We start from the raw sequence: 18,540 nt of genomic DNA on the forward strand, positions 1-18,540 counted from the left end.
CGGCACCCGGCCCGGGCGCCGCGGGCGCAGACGCCCCGGTCCGATCCGACAGCCGCACACACAGAAGCGGCCGGTCCTGCCCCCGAGGCAGGTCCGGCCGCTTCCTGGTCCCGCTGTCCGCACGGTCACGGCGCCTCCCGTGATCATGCGTCCCGCGTTCTCGTGCGCTACGGAACGTACGACGTGTGTGGCTACTTCACCGGTTCCGGCTCGGGGGCATCAGTCTGCTCCGCCGCGCCCTCACCCGGGTCCACCGGAGTCCTGACCGAGTCGAGGAGCAGCTGAGCCACGTCCACGACCTTCAGGTTCTCCTTCGCCGTGCCCTCGTTCTTCTTGCCGTTGACCGAGTCGGTCAGCATGACGAGGCAGAACGGGCAGGCGGTGGACACGATGTCCGGGTTCAGCGACAGCGCCTCGTCCACCCGCTCGGTGTTGATGCGCTTGCCGATCCGCTCTTCCATCCACATGCGCGCACCACCGGCGCCGCAGCAGAAGCCGCGCTCCTTGTGACGGTGCATCTCCTCGTTGCGCAGACCGGGCACCTTGGCGATGATCTCGCGCGGCGGGGTGTAGACCTTGTTGTGACGGCCCAGGTAGCAGGGGTCGTGGTAGGTGATCAGACCCTCGACCGGCGTCACCGGGATCAGCTTGCCCTCGTCGATGAGGTGCTGGAGCAGCTGGGTGTGGTGGATGACCTCGTACTCGCCGCCGAGCTGCGGGTACTCGTTGGCGATGGTGTTGAAGCAGTGCGGGCAGGTCGCGACGATCTTCTTCGCCGACTTCGGCTTCTTCGTCGACTCGTCCTCGTCGTCCTCGCCGAACGCCATGTTCAGCATGGCGACGTTCTCCGCGCCGAGCTGCTGGAACAGGAACTCGTTGCCGAGGCGGCGCGGCGAGTCACCGGTGCACTTCTCCTCGCCGCCCATGATCGCGAACTTGACGCCCGCGATGTGCAGCAGCTCCGCGAAGGCCTTGGTGGTCTTCTTGGCGCGGTCCTCCAGGGCGCCGGCGCAGCCGACCCAGTACAGGTAGTCGACCTCGGTGAGGTCCTCGACGTCCTTGCCGACGACCGGGACCTCGAAGTCGACCTCCTTGGTCCACTCGAGGCGCTGCTTCTTGGCCAGGCCCCAGGGGTTGCCCTTCTTCTCCAGGTTCTTGAGCATCGTGCCCGCCTCGGACGGGAAGGCGCTCTCGATCATGACCTGGTAGCGGCGCATGTCGACGATGTGGTCGATGTGCTCGATGTCGACCGGGCACTGCTCCACGCACGCACCGCAGGTGGTGCAGGACCACAGCACGTCCGGGTCGATGACGCCGCCCTCTTCGGCGGTGCCGATCAGCGGGCGCTCGGCCTCGGCGAGAGCGGCGGCGGGGACGTCCTTCAGCTGCTCCGCGGAGGCCTTCTCCTCGCCCTCGGCGTTCTTGCCGCCGCCGGCGAGCAGATAGGGCGCCTTGGCGTGCGCGTGGTCGCGCAGCGACATGATGAGGAGCTTCGGGGAGAGCGGCTTCCCGGTGTTCCAGGCGGGGCACTGCGACTGGCAGCGGCCGCACTCGGTGCACGTGGAGAAGTCGAGGATGCCCTTCCAGGAGAACTGCTCCACCTGGCTGACACCGAAGACGTCGTCCTCGCCCGGGTCCTCGAAGTCGATCGGCTTGCCGCCGGACGTCATCGGCTGGAGCGCGCCGAGCGCGGTCTCGCCGGTGGCGTTGCGCTTGAACCAGATGTTCGGGAAGCCCAGGAAGCGGTGCCAGGCCACACCCATGTTGGTGTTCAGGCCGACCGTGATCGCCCAGGTCATGGTCACGCCGAGCTTGATCATGGCGGCCAGGTAGACCAGGTTCTGCAGCGCGCCGATGCTCAGCCCCTTGAAGGCGAGCACCAGCGGGTACGACGCGAAGTAGGCCGCTTCGTAGTGGTCGACACCGTGCAGTGCGCCTTCGAGGCCACGCAGCACCATGATGGCAAGGCCGATGGTGAGGATGACGTACTCGACGAAGTACGCCTGGCCCATCTTGGAACCCGCGAAGCGCGACTTGCGCCCCGCCCGCGAGGGCAGGTTCAGCAGCCGGATCCCGATGAGCACCAGGATGCCGACGGTCGTCGCGAGCGCGATGAACTCGGTGTACACCTCGTACGGCAGGAAGCCGCCGAGCACCGGCAGGGTCCAGTCGGCCTTGAACAGCTGACCGTACGCGGTGATGATCGTCAGCCCGAGCGTGAGGAAGCCGACGGCGACGAACCAGTGGGCGAAGCCCACGATTCCCCAGCGGTTCATCCGGGTGTGGCCGAGAAACTCCTTGGCCAGCGTCAGGCTGCGTGCCTTGGGATCGTCGGTGCGGCTGCCCGCAGGCACGGGCTGGCCGAGCCTCACGAACCGGTAGATCTGCGCGACGGCTCGGGCGATGAGCGCAACGCCGACCACGGTCAGCACCAGCGACACGATGATCGCGGCGAGTTGCATGTTGGGGCTCCCTCGGGCCTGCGAGGTGGGAAGATCCAGCACTTACTAAGCGGTAACTTATTCAGTCCGTGCTGAGACTACCCACATATTCCGCCGCACTGTAGTTGCGCCTGCGGTGATCTGCGTCGCTCAGGTCACCCTGAGTGCAGGTCGGCCGGGGTGCGGACGGCCCGCACCGGGGTCACCGTGAGCGCCCGCGGCGTCTGGCGCGGGTTCTGCCACGCATTCCCCGGGGGGTGTGCAGCAGGACGGCCAGATCCATTCCGATCCAATGGTGCTCCACATAGTGCTGGTCGAGCAGTACGGGTTCGTCCCAGGGCATGACGGAGTGGCGGGCGAGCTGTGCGGGGCCGGTCAGGCCCGGCTTGACGGTCTGCCGCCAGGGGGCTGCCGCGCGGGGGTGGTCCGGTGTCAGTGCGGCCGGGCCCACCAAAGACATCTCGCCGCGTACGACGTGGGGCAGCCGGGACAGCAGGTCCAACCGGAAGCGCCGGGTGTGCAGGGAGCGGACGGCGATCGGGCGGCCGTGGAGCCCGACCTTCGTCTCGTGGGCGAACGCCCCTCCGGGGCGCCGCAGCAGGGCCGCCGAGCAGACGGCCGCGAACAGCAGGGGTGCGGTGAGGAGCAGTAGCGCGGTGCCGAGGGTCAGATCGAGGAGGCGCTTGGGCTGCATCGCTTCACCTGCCCGTTCCGTTGTGCCGGGAGCTCTGTGGGGTTCCGCCGGGCCTCTGTTTGCTTCCGTTGGTACCCAAGTGGCAAATACGGGCTTCTGACGGTGTCTGCCCGCACCTGCTGATGTCTGCGGTATCCGCTGATTTTTGGTGTCGTCTGTGCAGTCTGGCGATGTCTGGTGGTGTCTGTCGCCGTTTCGTGTGCTTCAGCGAGAACCTTGGCACGCTGGGGCTGGGGCCGGGTGCAGGCCGCGCCGGGACGACCGTGGAGCTCTCGGCGGGCGCGCACCATAGTTGAGCCGCGTCGACTCAGGTCTGTTGACTCCCTGAGGCGACTGATGCATCCTTGAGCGAGTTCCACTCAAGTCCACTGGAGGAATCGAAATGGCACGTGCGGTCGGCATCGACCTGGGCACGACTAACTCCGTCGTCAGCGTTCTGGAGGGCGGCGAGCCCACCGTCATCACCAACGCAGAGGGCGCCAGGACCACGCCGTCCGTCGTCGCCTTCGCCAAGAACGGTGAGGTGCTGGTCGGCGAGGTCGCGAAGCGTCAGGCGGTCACGAACGTCGACCGGACCATCCGGTCCGTGAAGCGTCACATGGGTACGGACTGGAAGATCGAGCTCGACGGGAAGAACTTCAACCCGCAGCAGATCTCCGCGTTCATCCTGCAGAAGCTCAAGCGTGACGCCGAGGCCTACCTGGGCGAGAAGGTCACCGACGCGGTGATCACCGTCCCGGCGTACTTCAACGACTCCGAGCGCCAGGCCACCAAGGAGGCCGGTGAGATCGCGGGCCTCAACGTCCTGCGCATCGTCAACGAGCCGACGGCCGCCGCCCTGGCGTACGGCCTCGACAAGGACGACCAGACCATCCTCGTCTTCGACCTCGGTGGCGGTACGTTCGACGTCTCGCTGCTGGAGATCGGCGACGGTGTCGTCGAGGTGAAGGCCACCAACGGTGACAACCACCTCGGTGGTGACGACTGGGACCAGCGCGTCGTCGACTACCTGGTGAAGCAGTTCGCCAACGGCCACGGCGTCGACCTGTCCAAGGACAAGATGGCGCTCCAGCGTCTGCGCGAGGCCGCCGAGAAGGCGAAGATCGAGCTCTCGTCCTCGACCGAGACGACGATCAACCTGCCCTACATCACGGCGTCCGCCGAGGGCCCGCTGCACCTGGACGAGAAGCTCACGCGCGCCCAGTTCCAGCAGCTCACGGCCGACCTGCTCGAGCGCTGCAAGACCCCGTTCCACAACGTCATCAAGGACGCGGGCATCGCGCTCTCCGGCATCGACCACGTCGTCCTCGTGGGTGGCTCGACCCGTATGCCCGCCGTCGCCGAGCTCGTGAAGGAGCTGACCGGCGGCAAGGAGGCCAACAAGGGTGTCAACCCGGACGAGGTCGTCGCCATCGGCGCCACGCTCCAGGCCGGTGTCCTCAAGGGTGAGGTCAAGGACGTCCTGCTCCTCGACGTGACCCCGCTGTCCCTCGGTATCGAGACCAAGGGCGGCATCATGACCAAGCTGATCGAGCGCAACACCACGATCCCGACCAAGCGGTCCGAGATCTTCACCACGGCCGAGGACAACCAGCCGTCCGTGCAGATCCAGGTCTACCAGGGCGAGCGCGAGATCGCGGCGTACAACAAGAAGCTCGGCATGTTCGAGCTGACCGGCCTTCCGCCGGCCCCGCGCAGCGTCCCGCAGATCGAGGTCTCGTTCGACATCGACGCCAACGGCATCATGCACGTGACCGCGAAGGACCTGGGCACGGGCAAGGAGCAGAAGATGACCGTCACCGGCGGCTCCTCGCTGCCGAAGGACGAGGTCGACCGGATGCGCCAGGAGGCCGAGCAGTACGCGGAGGAGGACCACCGCCGCCGCGAGGCCGCCGAGGCCCGCAACCAGGCCGAGCAGCTCGTCTACCAGACCGAGAAGTTCCTCAAGGACAACGAGGACAAGGTCCCCGGTGAGATCAAGACCGAGGTCGAGACGGCGGTGACCGAGCTCAAGGAGAAGCTGAAGGGCGAGGACACCGCGGAGATCCGCACCGCCACCGAGAAGGTCGCGGCCGTCTCCCAGAAGCTCGGCCAGGCCATGTACGCCGACGCCCAGGCCGCGCAGGCCTCCGGCGGTGCCGGTGACGCCGGTGCCGGGCAGGCGAAGGCCGACGACGACGTCGTCGACGCCGAGATCGTCGACGACGAGAAGGACCAGAAGGGCGGCGCTGCCTGATGACGGAGGAGACCCCGGGCTTCGAGGAGAAGTCCGACGTCCCCTCCGGCGCCGCTCCCGACGAAGCGGCGCAGGCCGCCTCTCCCTCCGCGGAGGAGGGGGCGGCCCAGGCCGGGGACGCAGCACAGAACGCCGCGCAGGCGGCACAGCCGGCCGGGGCAGCGGGCGGGACGGCTCAGCTGGACCAGGTCCGTACCGCGCTCAACGAGCGCACCCTGGACCTCCAGCGGCTTCAGGCCGAATACCAGAACTACCGCCGCAGGGTGGAGCGGGACCGGATCACGGTCAAGGAGATCGCCGTCGCGCAGCTCCTGACCGAGCTTCTTCCCGTGCTCGACGACATCGGGCGCGCCCGTGACCACGGCGAGCTGGTCGGCGGCTTCAAGTCGGTGGCCGAATCGCTGGAGACGGTCGCCGCCAAGATGGGGCTGCAGCAGTTCGGCAAGGAGGGCGAGCCCTTCGACCCGACGATCCACGAGGCCCTGATGCACTCGTACGCACCGGACGTCACGGAGACGACCTGTGTGGCGATCCTGCAGCCGGGTTACCGGATCGGGGAGCGGACCATCCGTCCCGCACGGGTCGCGGTGGCCGAGCCCCAGCCGGGTGCGGCGCCCGCGGCGCCGAAGGAGGAGCAGTCGGCCGACGAGGAGAGCGGTGGCCCGGACGAGGGCTGACGTGATCGGTCGCGTACCGGGTTACGCACGGGGATTCGTCCGAGAGGAGGGACGTCGATGAGCACGAAGGACTTCGTGGAGAAGGACTACTACAAGGTTCTCGGCGTCCCCAAGGACGCCACCGAGGCGGAGATCAAGAAGGCGTACCGGAAGCTCGCCCGCGAGTTCCACCCGGACGCCAACAAGGGCGACACCAAGGCCGAGGAGCGCTTCAAGGAGATCTCCGAGGCCAATGACGTGCTCGGCGACGCCAAGCGGCGCAAGGAGTACGACGAGGCGCGCGCCCTCTTCGGCAACGGTGGCTTCCGGGCCGGCGGTCCCGGCGCCGGTGGCAACTTCAACTTCGACCTGGGCGACCTCTTCGGAGGCGCCCAGGGCGGAGGGGGCAACGCCGCGGGCGGTTTCGGCGGCGGTCTCGGCGATGTCTTCGGCGGACTCTTCAACCGCGGCGCGGGGACGGGTACGCGGACGCAGCCGCGCCGCGGCCAGGACATCGAGTCCGAGGTGACGCTCAGCTTCACCGAGGCGGTGGACGGGGCCACGGTCCCGCTGCGAATGTCCAGCCAGCAGCCCTGCAAGGCCTGTTCGGGCACCGGCGACAAGAACGGCACTCCGCGGGTGTGCCCGACCTGCGTCGGTACGGGGCAGGTCTCGCGCGGCGGCAGCGGCTCGTTCTCGCTGACCGACCCCTGCGTGGACTGCAAGGGCCGCGGCCTCATCGCCGAGAACCCGTGCGAGATCTGCCACGGCAGCGGTCGTGCCAAGTCCTCGCGCACCATGCAGGTCCGTATCCCGGCGGGCGTCCTGGACGGGCAGCGGATCCGGCTGCGCGGCAAGGGCGCACCGGGCGAGCGCGGTGGACCGGCCGGTGACCTGTACGTCGTCGTCCATGTCGACTCCCACCCGGTCTTCGGCCGCAAGGGCGACAACCTCACCATCACCGTGCCGGTCACCTTCACCGAGGCGGCGCTCGGCGGCGAGGTGAAGGTGCCGACGCTCGGCGGACCCCCGGTCACGCTGAAACTCCCCGCCGGTACGCCGGGCGGCCGTACGATGCGGGCCCGCGGAAAGGGCGCCGTGCGCAAGGACGGCACCCGCGGCGATCTGCTGGTCACCGTGGAGGTCGCGGTGCCGGCGGAGCTCGGTGACGAGGCCCGTGAGGCACTCGAGGCCTACCGGAAGGCGACTGCGGGTGAGGATCCGCGGGCAGAACTGTTCCAGGCTGCGAAGGGAGCGTGACCTCATGGAGAGGGACGGCCGACGCCGTAATCCATACCAGCTGACGGACGAGACACCGGTGTACGTCATCTCGGTGGCGGCCCAGCTCTCCGGACTGCACCCGCAGACCCTTCGGCAGTACGACCGCCTCGGCCTGGTCTCCCCGGACCGCACGGCGGGCCGGGGCCGGCGCTACTCGGCGCGGGACATCGAACTGCTCCGCCAGGTCCAGTCGCTGTCCCAGGACGAGGGCATCAACCTCGCCGGCATCAAGCGCATCATCGAGCTGGAGAACCAGGTCGCGGCCCTCCAGGCCCGGGTCGCCGAGCTGTCGGCGGCGGTCGAGGGCGCGGCGGCGGCGATGCAGCAGCGCGAGGCGCAGGTGCATGCGTCGTACCGGCGCGACCTGGTGCCGTATCAGGACGTACAGCAGGCGAGCGCGCTGGTGGTGTGGCGGCCCAAGCAGCCGAAGCGGGACACCTGACGGCTGACCGAGCGGCATACGGGAGGGGCCGGGGAGAGCCACAGTGCTCTCCCCGGCCCCTTCGTTCGTTCGGTTACCGCGCCGGTGCGGTGACCGCCCAGTCGCCCGCCGGCAGGGATTCGGTGCCGTCCGCCGCCACGGCGGTCACCCAGTAGTACGACGTGGTGCCGCGCTTCGCGCCGGTGTCGAGGTAGTCCTCGGCAGTGCCCGCGAGTTCGGCGATCTTCTCGTACGCGGCGGTGGCGGGGTTGTCGTCGGGTCGCTCTCGGTCGTGGGGAGCGTGGGGGGAGCGCCAGGGGGCTTGGGGGAGCGCCGCGTGATGATCGCACACCGGTGCGAACGTTGTCAGGTGTGCTCGACCTGCCCGATGCGACTTGCTGCCGCCGTCGTCGTCGCTGTCGTCGGCGGTGTGGCGGGTGCGGTGGGTGTTCTGTGTCCGTTCGGTCCGTTCGGTCCGTTCGGGTCGGGGTGCTCGGTCGGCGCGGTCTGCTCCAGGATCCCCGAGCGGGCGATGAGGAAGCCGAGTTGCGCTCGCGAACCACTGCCGAGGGCGGAGGCGAGCTTGGCGATATGGGCACGGCAGGTGCGGACGTTCATGCCGAGGCGGCGGGCGATGGCTTCGTCGACATGGCCCTCGACGAGGAGTTTGGCGATGGAGCGCTGCACACCGCTGATGCCGTCCAGTTCAGGGGCGTACGAGACGACCTGGTCGTCCCAGGGCACCCCGTGGAGCCAGAACTGGTCGAAGACGCCGACGAGATAGTGCACCAGGCCCTCGTGGCGCAGCTCCAGGGCGACCCGGCGGTCGCTGCGTGCCGGGATGAAGGCGACCTTCCGGTCGACGATGATGAGCCGGTCGATGATCTCCTCGAGGGTGCGGACCTCCGCGCCGTACGGGGCGACCCGCTCGACGTAGGCCATCGTGGAAGGGTTGTGGCGCGCGGTGTGCTGATAGAGCGTCCGCATCCGGACACCCCGGTCGATGAGCGTCTCGACACGCCGCAGCCCGTCCTGCAGAGTGGCGGGCCTTCTTCCGCTGCCGGGCTGCACGGTCAGCAACTCGTCGGTGCACTCGGCGATGACACGGTCCAGCGTGGCGTTGATCACGCCCAGACCCTCGAGCACCGTGATGGCGTGCGTGCCGGACGGATCGTGCGGGCTCAGCGTCATGAATGGCTCGAACGCGTCCGTCAGCGACATCGTGAGTCGTCTTCGCTCCTGGATCTCCCGCTCGATGGGGTGTATCAGCTGGTGCAGGGCAATGGACGGTGGAACCGGACGGAGCCATTCGCCGTCGTCAGGGTCCGGGCGCAGCATGGCCAGTTCGATGAGGCAAGGCGCCTCTGTCACCTCGGATCGGGCTATGCGGCCATTGCGCAGAGCGGACGCATAGAGGTATTTCCCCGCCTCGCACAGCTCGTCGTGACTGTGCTTGTCTCCCGAATCGCCCCTTTTCGCATGCATATGCACCCCCCTCAGGGTCCTGAATTACAGGAACATGATGCCTGCACACGCTGGTGGAAGCGTTCGGAGTGAGCCATCGTCTTAGGCGCGGGGGAGGAGGTTGTGATCAAAAGAGGTGGAGATCGGCGATGACCAGGATGGTTCGTGCACTTTGCGCTATAGCCGTTGCGGCCGCTCTCGGTGGCCTCGCGGTGAGCGGTGAGCCCACGTGGGAGTCCGCCCCCGCGTCGGTGACCGCGGCACCGGGTGAGCCCACCTGGGAGGCGGCACCCGCTTCGGTGCTCGCGATGCCGGGTGAACCCACCTGGGAGATGGCTCCGAAGGGTGAGCCCACATGGGAGTCGGCGCCCGAGTCGGTGACCGCGGACCCGGGTGAACCCACCTGGGAGAGCGCACCGGCGGACGTCCAGGCATGAGTGTTCCTCCGGATGACCGCGTCTTCCGACGTGAGATGGCGACCGCGTACCGATCCGGGTGGCACTTCATCGACCTCGTCACGGCCATTCCCGGCCGTGGGGACTCGGTGATGGTCACGCTCTTCGGTGAGCCGATCGTGGTCGCCCGCGGCGACGACGAGGATGTCCGTGCCTACCGCTGCCTGCGGAGGCCCCGTGGGGCCCCGCAACCCGTTCGCTGTGCCATCCGGTACGGCATGATCTTCGTCAATCTCGATCAGCGCGATCACCAGCTGGTCGAATCGCAGACCACCGCCACCCCCCGCAGTGCCTGAGCGGTTCCCCCGTCGTTCAAGATCGCTCAGGCGCTACCCCCACACAGCGGCGCCATCGTGGACCTGAAACACGATGGCGCCGCTGTGCTTTTCCCTTGAGCGCCTGCGGGCGCGCCCGAGGTGCGGTGGCGGGTGAGCCTCCGTAAGGCTCCCCGGCAGGTCCTGCGACCCTTCCCGGGCTGTCCTGCGGCCCGCCCCCGGCAGTCCTGCGCTCCTCCCCGGCCTCCCCGGCCTTCCCGGCCTTTCCTGGCCGGCACCGCCCCTCCCCCTCCTGGCCCTTCCTGGCCCTCTGGTCCCTCCGGCTCCGTTCCGGCCCTTCCTTCATGCGCACGGCGTCTGGTGCGCCTCCTGTCCGAGCCTCCGGCCCCTGTTCCGACCCCTGTCGCGCCGGGCCGAAGATCTTTCCCGGCTGCCTTGAGCGGAATCGACTCAACTTTGTGTACGTTAGATGAGTCATGGGCTTGGGATGCCGGAAACACCGGAGCCGAGACCGGATCCGAGGAGGAGAACCGCACGTGGACGCCGAGCTGACCAACAGGAGCCGGGATGCGCTCAACGCCGCTTCCAGCCGCGCCGTGTCCGAGGGCCACGCCGATCTGACCGCCGCGCACCTCCTGCTCGCCCTGCTCGCGGGCCAGGACAACGAGAACATCACCGACCTGCTGGCCGCCGTCGACGCCGACCAGGCGGCCGTACGGGCCGGAGCGGAGCGCGTGCTCGCCGATCTGCCGAGCGTGACCGGGTCCACCGTCGCGCCCCCGCAGCCCAACCGCGATCTGCTCGCGGTGATCGCCGACGCCGACCACCGCGCGAAGGAGCTCGGCGACGACTACCTGTCCACCGAGCACCTGCTCATCGGCATCGCGGACAAGGGCGGCCGCAGCGCCGATGTGCTGAAGGAGCAGGGGGCCACGGCGAAGAAGCTGCTGGCCGCGTTCCAGGAGACGCGGGGATCACGGCGTGTGACGACCGCCGACCCCGAGGGTCAGTACAAGGCGCTGGAGAAGTTCGGCACCGACTTCACGGCGGCGGCGCGGGAAGGCAAGCTCGACCCCGTCATCGGCCGTGACCACGAGATCCGCAGGGTCGTGCAGGTGCTCTCGCGCCGTACCAAGAACAATCCGGTGCTGATCGGCGAGCCCGGCGTCGGCAAGACCGCCGTCGTCGAGGGGCTGGCGCAGCGGATCGTGAAGGGCGACGTGCCCGAGTCGCTGCGGAACAAGCGGCTGGTGGCCCTCGACCTGGGCGCGATGGTTGCGGGTGCGAAGTATCGCGGCGAGTTCGAGGAGCGGCTGAAGACCGTACTCTCCGAGATCAAGGAGAGCGACGGCCAGATCATCACGTTCATCGACGAGCTGCACACGGTCGTGGGCGCGGGCGCCGGCGGTGACTCCGCGATGGACGCGGGCAACATGCTCAAGCCGATGCTCGCGCGCGGCGAGCTGCGCATGGTCGGCGCGACGACGCTCGACGAGTACCGCGAGCGGATCGAGAAGGACCCGGCCCTTGAGCGCCGCTTCCAGCAGGTGCTGGTCGCCGAGCCGACGGTCGAGGACACCATCGCGATCCTGCGCGGGCTCAAGGGGCGTTACGAGGCGCACCACAAGGTGCAGATCGCGGACAGCGCCCTGGTCGCCGCCGCGACCCTCTCCGACCGGTACATCACCTCGCGCTTCCTGCCGGACAAGGCCATCGACCTGGTCGACGAGTCCGCCTCCCGGCTGCGGATGGAGATCGACTCCTCGCCGGTCGAGATCGACGAGCTGCAGCGCTCCGTCGACCGGCTGCGGATGGAGGAGCTCGCTCTGAAGAACGAGACCGACGAGGCGAGCAAGCAGCGGCTGGAGAAGCTGCGCCGCGACCTCGCCGACCGCGAGGAGGAGCTGCGCGGCCTCACCGCACGCTGGGAGAAGGAGAAGGAGTCCCTCAACCGCGTCGGCGAGCTGAAGGAGAAGCTCGACGAGCTGCGCGGGCAGGCGGAGCGCGCCCAGCGCGACGGCGACTTCGACACCGCGTCGAAGCTGCTCTACGGGGAGATCCCGGCGCTCGAGCGGGAGCTGGCGGCGGCCACCGAGGCGGAGGCCCAGGTGGAGGCCGCGAAGGACACCATGGTCAAGGAGGAGGTCGGTCCCGACGACATCGCCGACGTGGTCGCCGCCTGGACCGGTATCCCGGCGGGCCGGCTGCTCGAGGGCGAGACCCAGAAGCTGCTGCGTATGGAGGACGAGCTGGGCAGGCGCCTGATCGGCCAGACCGAGGCCGTACGGGCGGTGTCGGACGCGGTGCGCCGCTCCCGGGCGGGCATCTCCGACCCCGACCGCCCCACCGGGTCCTTCCTGTTCCTCGGCCCGACGGGCGTCGGCAAGACCGAGCTGGCGAAGGCCCTGGCGGACTTCCTCTTCGACGACGAGCGGGCCATGGTCCGGATCGACATGTCCGAGTACAGCGAGAAGCACTCCGTCGCGCGGCTGGTCGGTGCGCCTCCCGGCTACGTCGGCTACGAGGAGGGCGGCCAGCTGACCGAGGCGGTGCGCCGGCGGCCGTACAGCGTGGTCCTGCTCGACGAGGTGGAGAAGGCGCACCCCGAGGTCTTCGACATCCTGCTGCAGGTCCTCGACGACGGCCGGCTCACCGACGGCCAGGGCCGCACGGTCGACTTCCGCAACACCATCCTGATCCTGACCTCCAATCTGGGCAGCCAGTTCCTGATGGAGCCGCTGACCACCGAGGAGGAGAAGAAGCAGCAGGTCCTGGAGGTCGTCCGGGCCTCCTTCAAGCCGGAGTTCCTCAACCGTCTGGACGATCTGGTGGTCTTCTCGGCGCTGTCGAAGGACGAGCTGGCCCGTATCGCCGAGCTCCAGATCGACCGCCTGGCCCGGCGTCTCGCCGAGCGCAGGCTGACGCTGGACGTCACCCCGGCCGCGCTGGAGTGGCTCGCGGACGAGGGCAACGACCCCGCGTACGGGGCCCGGCCGCTGCGCCGGCTGGTCCAGACGGCGATCGGCGACCGCCTCGCCAAGGAGATCCTCTCGGGAGAGATCACGGACGGCGACACCGTGCGCGTCGACCGCTTCGAGGACGGTCTGATCGTGGGGCCCGTGCGGTGACGGGCATGACGGCGATCGTGGGGCCCGTACGGTGACGGGCATAACGGGCCGCGGCCGCAGCGGTCGAGTGCCGCGCGGGCCCCGGGAACGGCCCGATCAGGACACGTATGGATCAAGCCCCTGTGGGGGTTGCCAGCCCCCGCCCGGGATGGGGGAGGATGGCCGCATCCGTACGAAGGGAATTACCCCGTGAGCATCGACCCGTCCTCGATTCCGAATTTCGGGGGCCAGCCCCAGCCTCAGGCCGGACCGCCGCCGGGCCCCGTGGTGCCCGACCAGGATCTGGTCAAGCAGCTTCTCGACCAGATGGAACTGAAGTACGTCGTCGACGACGAGGGTGACCTCGCGGCGCCGTGGGAGGAGTTCCGCACCTACTTCATGTTCCGCGGCGAGGAGGAGCAGCAGGTCTTCTCGGTGCGCACGTTCTACGACCGGCCGCACGACATCGGGGACCGGGCGCAGATCCTCGACTTGATCGACGACTGGAACCGCCGCACCCTGTGGCCGAAGGTGTACACGCACTCCCACGAGGAGGAGGGCGAAGAGGCGTCGCTCCGTCTCATCGGTGAGGCGCAGATGCTGATCGGCACCGGCGTCAGCCTGGAGCACTTCGTGTCGTCGACGGTCAGCTGGGTACGGGCCTCGATCGAGTTCGACAAGTGGCTCGCCGAGCAGCTCGGCCTCGAGCCCGCGGCCGGCGAAGAGGACGAGAAGCCGGCCGAGGACTGAGGCCGAGTCACGTGGGCACGCCGGTGACGGCTGCCCCGTCGCTTCACAGCGCCATGGGGGCCAGCGTCAGCAGATAGGCCCCGTAGCCGAAGGACGTCACGGCAAGGGCGGCGATCACCGTGATCGCCGCCCTTGGCCGTGCCCGTGTCAGGGCCATGGCCAGCGGCAGCAGCAAAGGGAACCCGGGCAGCAGGAACCGCGGCTTGGATTCGAAGAACCCCGATCCGCCGACCGTGATCAGCACCAGCACCCCGGTGTAGACGACGAGCGGCAGCGCGGGGCGCTCCAGCAGGAGCAGCACCAGGAGCAGTACGCCCGCGCAGGTGATGACGAGCGCTATCGGGAAGCCGAGGAACGCCGGGGTGGTCACCATCGACCGCACCACCCGCAGGGAGCCGGCTCCCAGATCGAACCGTGAGGTCCACCCGCTCTGCACGGCGAAGTAGCCGCCGAGCGGATCGCCCGTGCGCACCCCGACCCAGAGCAGATAGCCGAACCAGCCGGCCGGTGCCAGTGCGGCCGCGGTCCACAGCCGCCACCGGTCGCCGCCCGCTTCCGCCCCCCTTCTGTGGACGAAGAGCTCGTACGCCGCCACCGCGCACACCGCCGCCGCCACCGCGATGCCGTTGGGCCGGGTGAGTCCTGCCAGGGCCGCCAGCGAGCCCGCCCACAGCCTCCGGCCGGTCACCAGGGCGTACAGGGACCAGGCTGCCAGCGCGGTCAGCAGGGGTTCGGTGTAGGCCATGGACAGCACGATCGAGTGCGGCAGCAGCCCCCACAGCAGGACGACCACGATGGCGGACCGCCGGTCGTGGAGCCGCTCGACGAGGGCGTAGATACCCCAGGCGGCCGCGGCGGCGGCGGCCCAGGACAGCATCAGGCCCGCCGTGCCCCCGGTCACCGGCAGAACGGTGGTCACGCCCCGCACCAGACCGGGATAGAGCGGGAAGAACGCCAGGTCGGACTGGACCACGCCGTCCGGCCAGTGCAGGGTCCGCCCATAGCCGTGGGCGGCGATGCGGGTGTACCAGTCGGAGTCCCACGAGGTGGCGAGCAGTGCCCTCGGGGACTTGCCGATGTGCCACGCCCAGGCGGCCATCAGTCCCATGCCGATCAGCCGGGCCGCCGCGAACAGCCCGAGCGCGGGGGCGGCCCGCTGCAGGGCCGCGCGCCAGCGGGGAGCGGGCCGGGCGCCGACTGACGCCTTGTCGATCGTCTCGGCGGACAGGGGACACCTCCGTGCGCGCGTGATCGGTCGGTCACCCCGACCTTCAGCGGCGTGCGCGGACGGCGCGAGCGCTGCGCGGCCATCCGGGTGGCTGCCGGTGACGGCACTCTTTTTGACGATGTGTCCGGTGGCGGCGGGCCGCGGCCCCCCTGCCGGTGGCTTGGCCGGTTCTGCACAAGCGTCCGCCCACAGCGCCCCGGCATACGCCTAGGGTGGGGTGCCCGGACCTCTGCCGGATGTCGGACGCACACAGGAAAGTGGGACCGCATGGAGACGAGGGGTACACAGCTGCAGGAGCCGGCGGGCCCGGCGCACTGGAGTCCTGCCGCGCGTGTGCAGGGCATGGGGACCTCGGTCTTCACCGAGATGACGGAGCTGGCGAGGCGCACCGGCGCGGTGAACCTGGGGCAGGGCGTCCCGGAGCTCGAGAGCCCGGCCGGCCTGCTCAAGGACGTGGCCGACGCGGTGCTGTCGGGCCGCAACCAGTATCCGCCCGCCGCAGGTTTCCCGGCGCTGCGCGAGGCCGTCGCCGCCCATCAGCGCCGGCGGTACGGCCTCGACTACAGCGCCGACGGCGAGGTCCTGGTGACCACGGGCGCGACGGAGGCACTGGCCGCCGCCCTGCTGGCGCTGTGCGACCCGGGCGACGAGATCATCGCCTTCGACCCCTGCTACGACGCCTATGCGGCCGACGCGCGGCTCGCCGGTGCCCGGCTCGTCGGCGTACCGCTGGCCCTGGACGGGGACGGTTTCGCCCTCGACGCGGACGCCCTGCGCGCCGCCGTGACGGACCGGACGCGGGTGCTGCTGCTGAACAGCCCGCACAATCCGACGGGCAAGGTGTTCACGGACGACGAGCTGGCCGCGATCGCCGAGGTCTGCCGTGAGCGTTCGCTGACCGTCGTCACGGACGAGGTGTACGAGCACCTGGTCTATGCCGACGGCGTCCGGCATCTGCCGATCGCGACGCTGCCCGGGATGCGCGAGCGGACCCTGATCGTCTCCTCGGCGGGAAAGACCTTCAACGTGACCGGGTGGAAGGTGGGCTGGATCTGCGGTCCGGCACCGCTCGTCGCCGCCGTGAACTGCGCCAAGCAGTTCCTGACGTACGCGTCGGGCACCCCCTACCAGGAAGCCATCGCGAAGGCACTCGGCTCGGTGGAGACATGGGCGGCGGGGCTGAGGGAGACCCTCCGCAGACACCGCGATCTGCTCGCCGACGGGCTGACCCGCGCCGGGCTCCGCCCGCTGCGGGCGGAAGCCGGTTACTTCGTGCAGGCGGACGTACGGCCGTGGGGCCATACGGACGGTGTGCGCTTCTGCCGTGAACTCCCCGGGCGTGCCGGCGTGGTGGCCATTCCCACCTCGGCCTTCCTGCTGAGCGCGGACGCCCCGGCCTGGCTGGTGCGCTTCTCGGTCTGCAAGAGCGAGGCGTCGATCCGCGAGGCCGTCGAGCGGTTGGCCGGGGCCGCGGAGGCAGGGCCCGTAGCTGCTGCCGTCCGGCGGTAGGCAGGTCCAGGGCGTTCGTTCCAGCTCCAGGGGCCCGGGTCCTCCCGGGCCCCTTTCCCTGTCGCCGCTCCCGGTCCCCGTCGAGATGCGCACTCCCGGGGGTCCCGACCAGGCGCCGGGCGAGGATGCCGGCCTTGCGCTTCGCAGCATCCGCTGGGAGGAGCCGACCCCGGGGGTCCGCGCAGTACGCGGCTCCCGGCGGCAGTCTCCCGGCCACCTTGCAGGGCACGCTGATGGAGCAGGCCCAGTCCACAGCAGCCTCCCTGACCTTCTTGTCTCGTCACACCCTTACGCCCGGGCGGACGTAGTTGGGCCTTGGGAGAAGTTCAAGCTCAAGCAACGGAGCGACGGCGAGACGGCGGTCCTCTGGAGCGATGCGAACGGGAAGTACGTGTGGGTGGACTACGCCAACGGCTACACCCTGAAAGCTTCTCGCGGACTCGTCGGTACCGACAAGCATGCAGTCTTCGCCATCAGCAATCAGTAAGGGGTAAGTGAGCAGCCAGGGCTGAAGGGCGTGAGGCCGGGAAAGCAATCCCGGCCTCACGTTTCGTTTCCAAGGTCGTGAAGGTTGCGGCGCAGCCGCCGGGGCCTTCAAGGGCGGGTGTACGCCCACCTGATGCCCGGCAGCCGCGAGCCCACCGACGGCCCAGTGAGGTGCGGACGGTCCCTGAACTGCCCTTCTGTGCAGCTCAGGGGCCATTTCGCTGCGCGGACCCTCAGAACTTGCTCAAGTCTGCTTTGGGCCGCGCATACCGGGGGCATCCCCCTCTCACGCACAGCGCAGTGCGGCTGAACGAAAGGCCAGTGCACCAAGAGAGTGCAGATCGTGAACGGGGAGGGTGAGGACGATGGCAGTGTTCGTCATCATCGGCGTGGTCATTCTGCTGGTTGTCGTAGCGCGCGGGGCTTCGTCCTCGGGGTCCCACCGCGGGAGGAAGCGCGGGTCGGGCGGTAGCTCGGGCTCCTGGTGGGCCGGGGGCGGTGGCGGGGGTTCGTCCTGTGGCGGGAGTTCGTCATGCGGCTCGTCGTCGTCGTGCGGCGGAGGCGGAGGCGGCTGCGGCGGGGGAGGGAGCTGACACGGGGCATGACCCCCGGGGTTGGGCCCTGTCCGTTACAGGGCCTCACCCGAGGAGGTCGGGCAGCGCGTCATCCGGTGACGACGCCCGGGTACGGGACGAACTCGGCCCGGGCGTCGTCACGTTGACGCACCGGGCACATATCCGGCGTCTCGCATCCGCCCGGGATGGATTTCTGTTGAACAGTTGAACCGTGAGGCACTCGGGGGGATGGAAACCGCCCCGGGTTGGGTAAAAGGCCTGTGACCGGCGCGCACTTCATGGTTCCCTCGCTGTTGAGAACATCCAGCCCTCGGACCCTCATGTGGAGCCGAGCCTGCGGTCCCCTTCCCCTGTGCTTCCCCCCGGGGCGCCCCGGACCGCCGTCAACCCGTTACACGTGTTTGCGGAGCCGACCCATGCTCACGACCCTGAAAACGTCCTACACCGATACCCGCGCGGCCGATCTGGCCTGGGCGCTGGGTCGGGAGCCGCTGCCCGCACTCGCCGAGCTCGATCTCGAACTGGCGGGCACGAAACTGCAGTTGAGGTTACTGGGCGCGTCTCATCAGGTGCTTCTCGAGGAAGAGCAGGGCGTCTGCTCGGAGACCGTGGCCTGTATCCCGGGCAGCAGCACCCCGCTGCCGCTGGGCGTGGCCGAGCGGATCGGCGCGTGGGAGTACGAGTTCGCGGCCCATGTCGAGACCTTGTCGAAGGGCTCGTTCGCAGGGCGCGCACAGGAGTTGCTCGCGCTGGTCGCGGACCATCCGAACGGGCTCGCGGGTACGTTCCCCGGCTCGCCGCACGCGTTCACGGCGATGGTGGCGCAGTGCTTCGAGGGCCAGGTGCGCTGGCGGACCTGGCACGCGTACCCGCAGGAGGGCCAACTGGTGGTGACCCGCACACGGGTGGGCGCACGTGTGCCCGCGACGCTCTGACTTCACACACCAGCGTGGCATTTTGCG

The 18,540-nt window shown here is 69.3% G+C and carries 15 protein-coding genes; 10 read left to right on the forward strand and 5 right to left on the reverse strand.

Annotation, left to right across the window (positions count from 1 at the left end; translation table 11 throughout):
• Positions 1 to 191: 191 nt before the first annotated feature.
• Positions 192 to 2,462 carry a heterodisulfide reductase-related iron-sulfur binding cluster gene (locus ACTWOL_RS20210; protein ID WP_474298162.1) on the reverse strand — a complete coding sequence of 757 codons (2,271 nt, stop codon included), beginning with the start codon at positions 2,460 to 2,462 and terminating at the stop codon, positions 192 to 194.
• Positions 2,463 to 2,643: 181 nt separating this feature from the next.
• A complete protein-coding gene (locus ACTWOL_RS20215; protein WP_474298163.1) occupies positions 2,644 to 3,135 on the reverse strand; it encodes a sugar transferase in 492 nt (163 codons plus the stop codon).
• 382 nt (positions 3,136 to 3,517) lie between these two features.
• On the opposite strand from ACTWOL_RS20215, the gene dnaK reads away from it, so the two are divergent.
• From dnaK to ACTWOL_RS20235, 4 genes are read left to right on the forward strand one after another with little or no spacing between them, the layout of a single operon-like run.
• A complete protein-coding gene (gene dnaK, locus ACTWOL_RS20220; RefSeq protein WP_474298164.1) occupies positions 3,518 to 5,371 on the forward strand; it encodes a molecular chaperone DnaK in 1,854 nt (617 codons plus the stop codon).
• Positions 5,371 to 6,048, forward strand: a complete 678-nt coding sequence (grpE, locus tag ACTWOL_RS20225; RefSeq protein ID WP_474298165.1) for a nucleotide exchange factor GrpE — start codon at positions 5,371 to 5,373, stop codon at positions 6,046 to 6,048. Before dnaK ends, grpE begins: the two co-directional genes overlap by 1 nt.
• 57 nt (positions 6,049 to 6,105) lie before the next feature.
• Complete coding sequence (gene dnaJ / locus ACTWOL_RS20230) at positions 6,106 to 7,287, forward strand: molecular chaperone DnaJ (protein WP_474298166.1); 1,182 nt, start codon at positions 6,106 to 6,108, stop codon at positions 7,285 to 7,287.
• Positions 7,288 to 7,291: 4 nt separating this feature from the next.
• Positions 7,292 to 7,750: a heat shock protein transcriptional repressor HspR gene (locus ACTWOL_RS20235; RefSeq protein WP_474298167.1), complete on the forward strand. Its 459-nt coding sequence runs from the start codon at positions 7,292 to 7,294 to the stop codon at positions 7,748 to 7,750.
• Positions 7,751 to 7,823: 73 nt separating this feature from the next.
• Here ACTWOL_RS20235 and ACTWOL_RS20240 read toward each other — a convergent pair whose 3' ends face one another.
• A complete protein-coding gene (locus ACTWOL_RS20240) occupies positions 7,824 to 8,081 on the reverse strand; it encodes a hypothetical protein (RefSeq protein WP_474298168.1) in 258 nt (85 codons plus the stop codon).
• A gap of 14 nt (positions 8,082 to 8,095) precedes the next feature.
• Positions 8,096 to 9,214: a hypothetical protein gene (locus ACTWOL_RS20245; protein WP_474298169.1), complete on the reverse strand. Its 1,119-nt coding sequence runs from the start codon at positions 9,212 to 9,214 to the stop codon at positions 8,096 to 8,098.
• A 191-nt stretch (positions 9,215 to 9,405) separates the two neighbouring features.
• Here ACTWOL_RS20245 and ACTWOL_RS20250 point away from each other — a divergent pair, with 191 nt between their 5' ends.
• From ACTWOL_RS20250 to ACTWOL_RS20265, 4 genes are all read left to right on the forward strand, one after another.
• Positions 9,406 to 9,630, forward strand: a complete 225-nt coding sequence (locus ACTWOL_RS20250) for a hypothetical protein (protein ID WP_474298170.1) — start codon at positions 9,406 to 9,408, stop codon at positions 9,628 to 9,630.
• Positions 9,627 to 9,944: a hypothetical protein gene (locus ACTWOL_RS20255; protein WP_474298171.1), complete on the forward strand. Its 318-nt coding sequence runs from the start codon at positions 9,627 to 9,629 to the stop codon at positions 9,942 to 9,944. Before ACTWOL_RS20250 ends, ACTWOL_RS20255 begins: the two co-directional genes overlap by 4 nt.
• A 515-nt stretch (positions 9,945 to 10,459) precedes the next feature.
• Positions 10,460 to 13,051 carry an ATP-dependent chaperone ClpB gene (clpB, locus tag ACTWOL_RS20260; RefSeq protein WP_474298172.1) on the forward strand — a complete coding sequence of 864 codons (2,592 nt, stop codon included), beginning with the start codon at positions 10,460 to 10,462 and terminating at the stop codon, positions 13,049 to 13,051.
• Between the two features lie 189 nt (positions 13,052 to 13,240).
• Entirely contained in the window at positions 13,241 to 13,780 is a 540-nt protein-coding gene (locus ACTWOL_RS20265; protein WP_474298173.1) for a YbjN domain-containing protein, read from the forward strand.
• 43 nt (positions 13,781 to 13,823) lie between these two features.
• Here the strand turns inward: ACTWOL_RS20265 and ACTWOL_RS20270 are convergent, their stop codons facing one another.
• Positions 13,824 to 14,888 (reverse strand): mannosyltransferase family protein, encoded by a 1,065-nt coding sequence (locus ACTWOL_RS20270; protein ID WP_474298174.1) that lies wholly within the window; start codon positions 14,886 to 14,888, stop codon positions 13,824 to 13,826.
• Positions 14,889 to 15,275: 387 nt separating this feature from the next.
• Between ACTWOL_RS20270 and ACTWOL_RS20275 the strand changes: the two genes are divergently transcribed.
• Both ACTWOL_RS20275 and ACTWOL_RS20280 read left to right on the forward strand, forming a co-directional pair.
• A complete protein-coding gene (locus ACTWOL_RS20275; protein WP_474298175.1) occupies positions 15,276 to 16,517 on the forward strand; it encodes an aminotransferase class I/II-fold pyridoxal phosphate-dependent enzyme in 1,242 nt (413 codons plus the stop codon).
• 1,477 nt (positions 16,518 to 17,994) lie between these two features.
• Positions 17,995 to 18,513: a DUF2617 family protein gene (locus ACTWOL_RS20280; protein ID WP_474298176.1), complete on the forward strand. Its 519-nt coding sequence runs from the start codon at positions 17,995 to 17,997 to the stop codon at positions 18,511 to 18,513.
• Positions 18,514 to 18,540: the final 27 nt, after the last annotated feature.

Source organism: Micromonospora sp. IBHARD003, assembly GCF_056106285.1.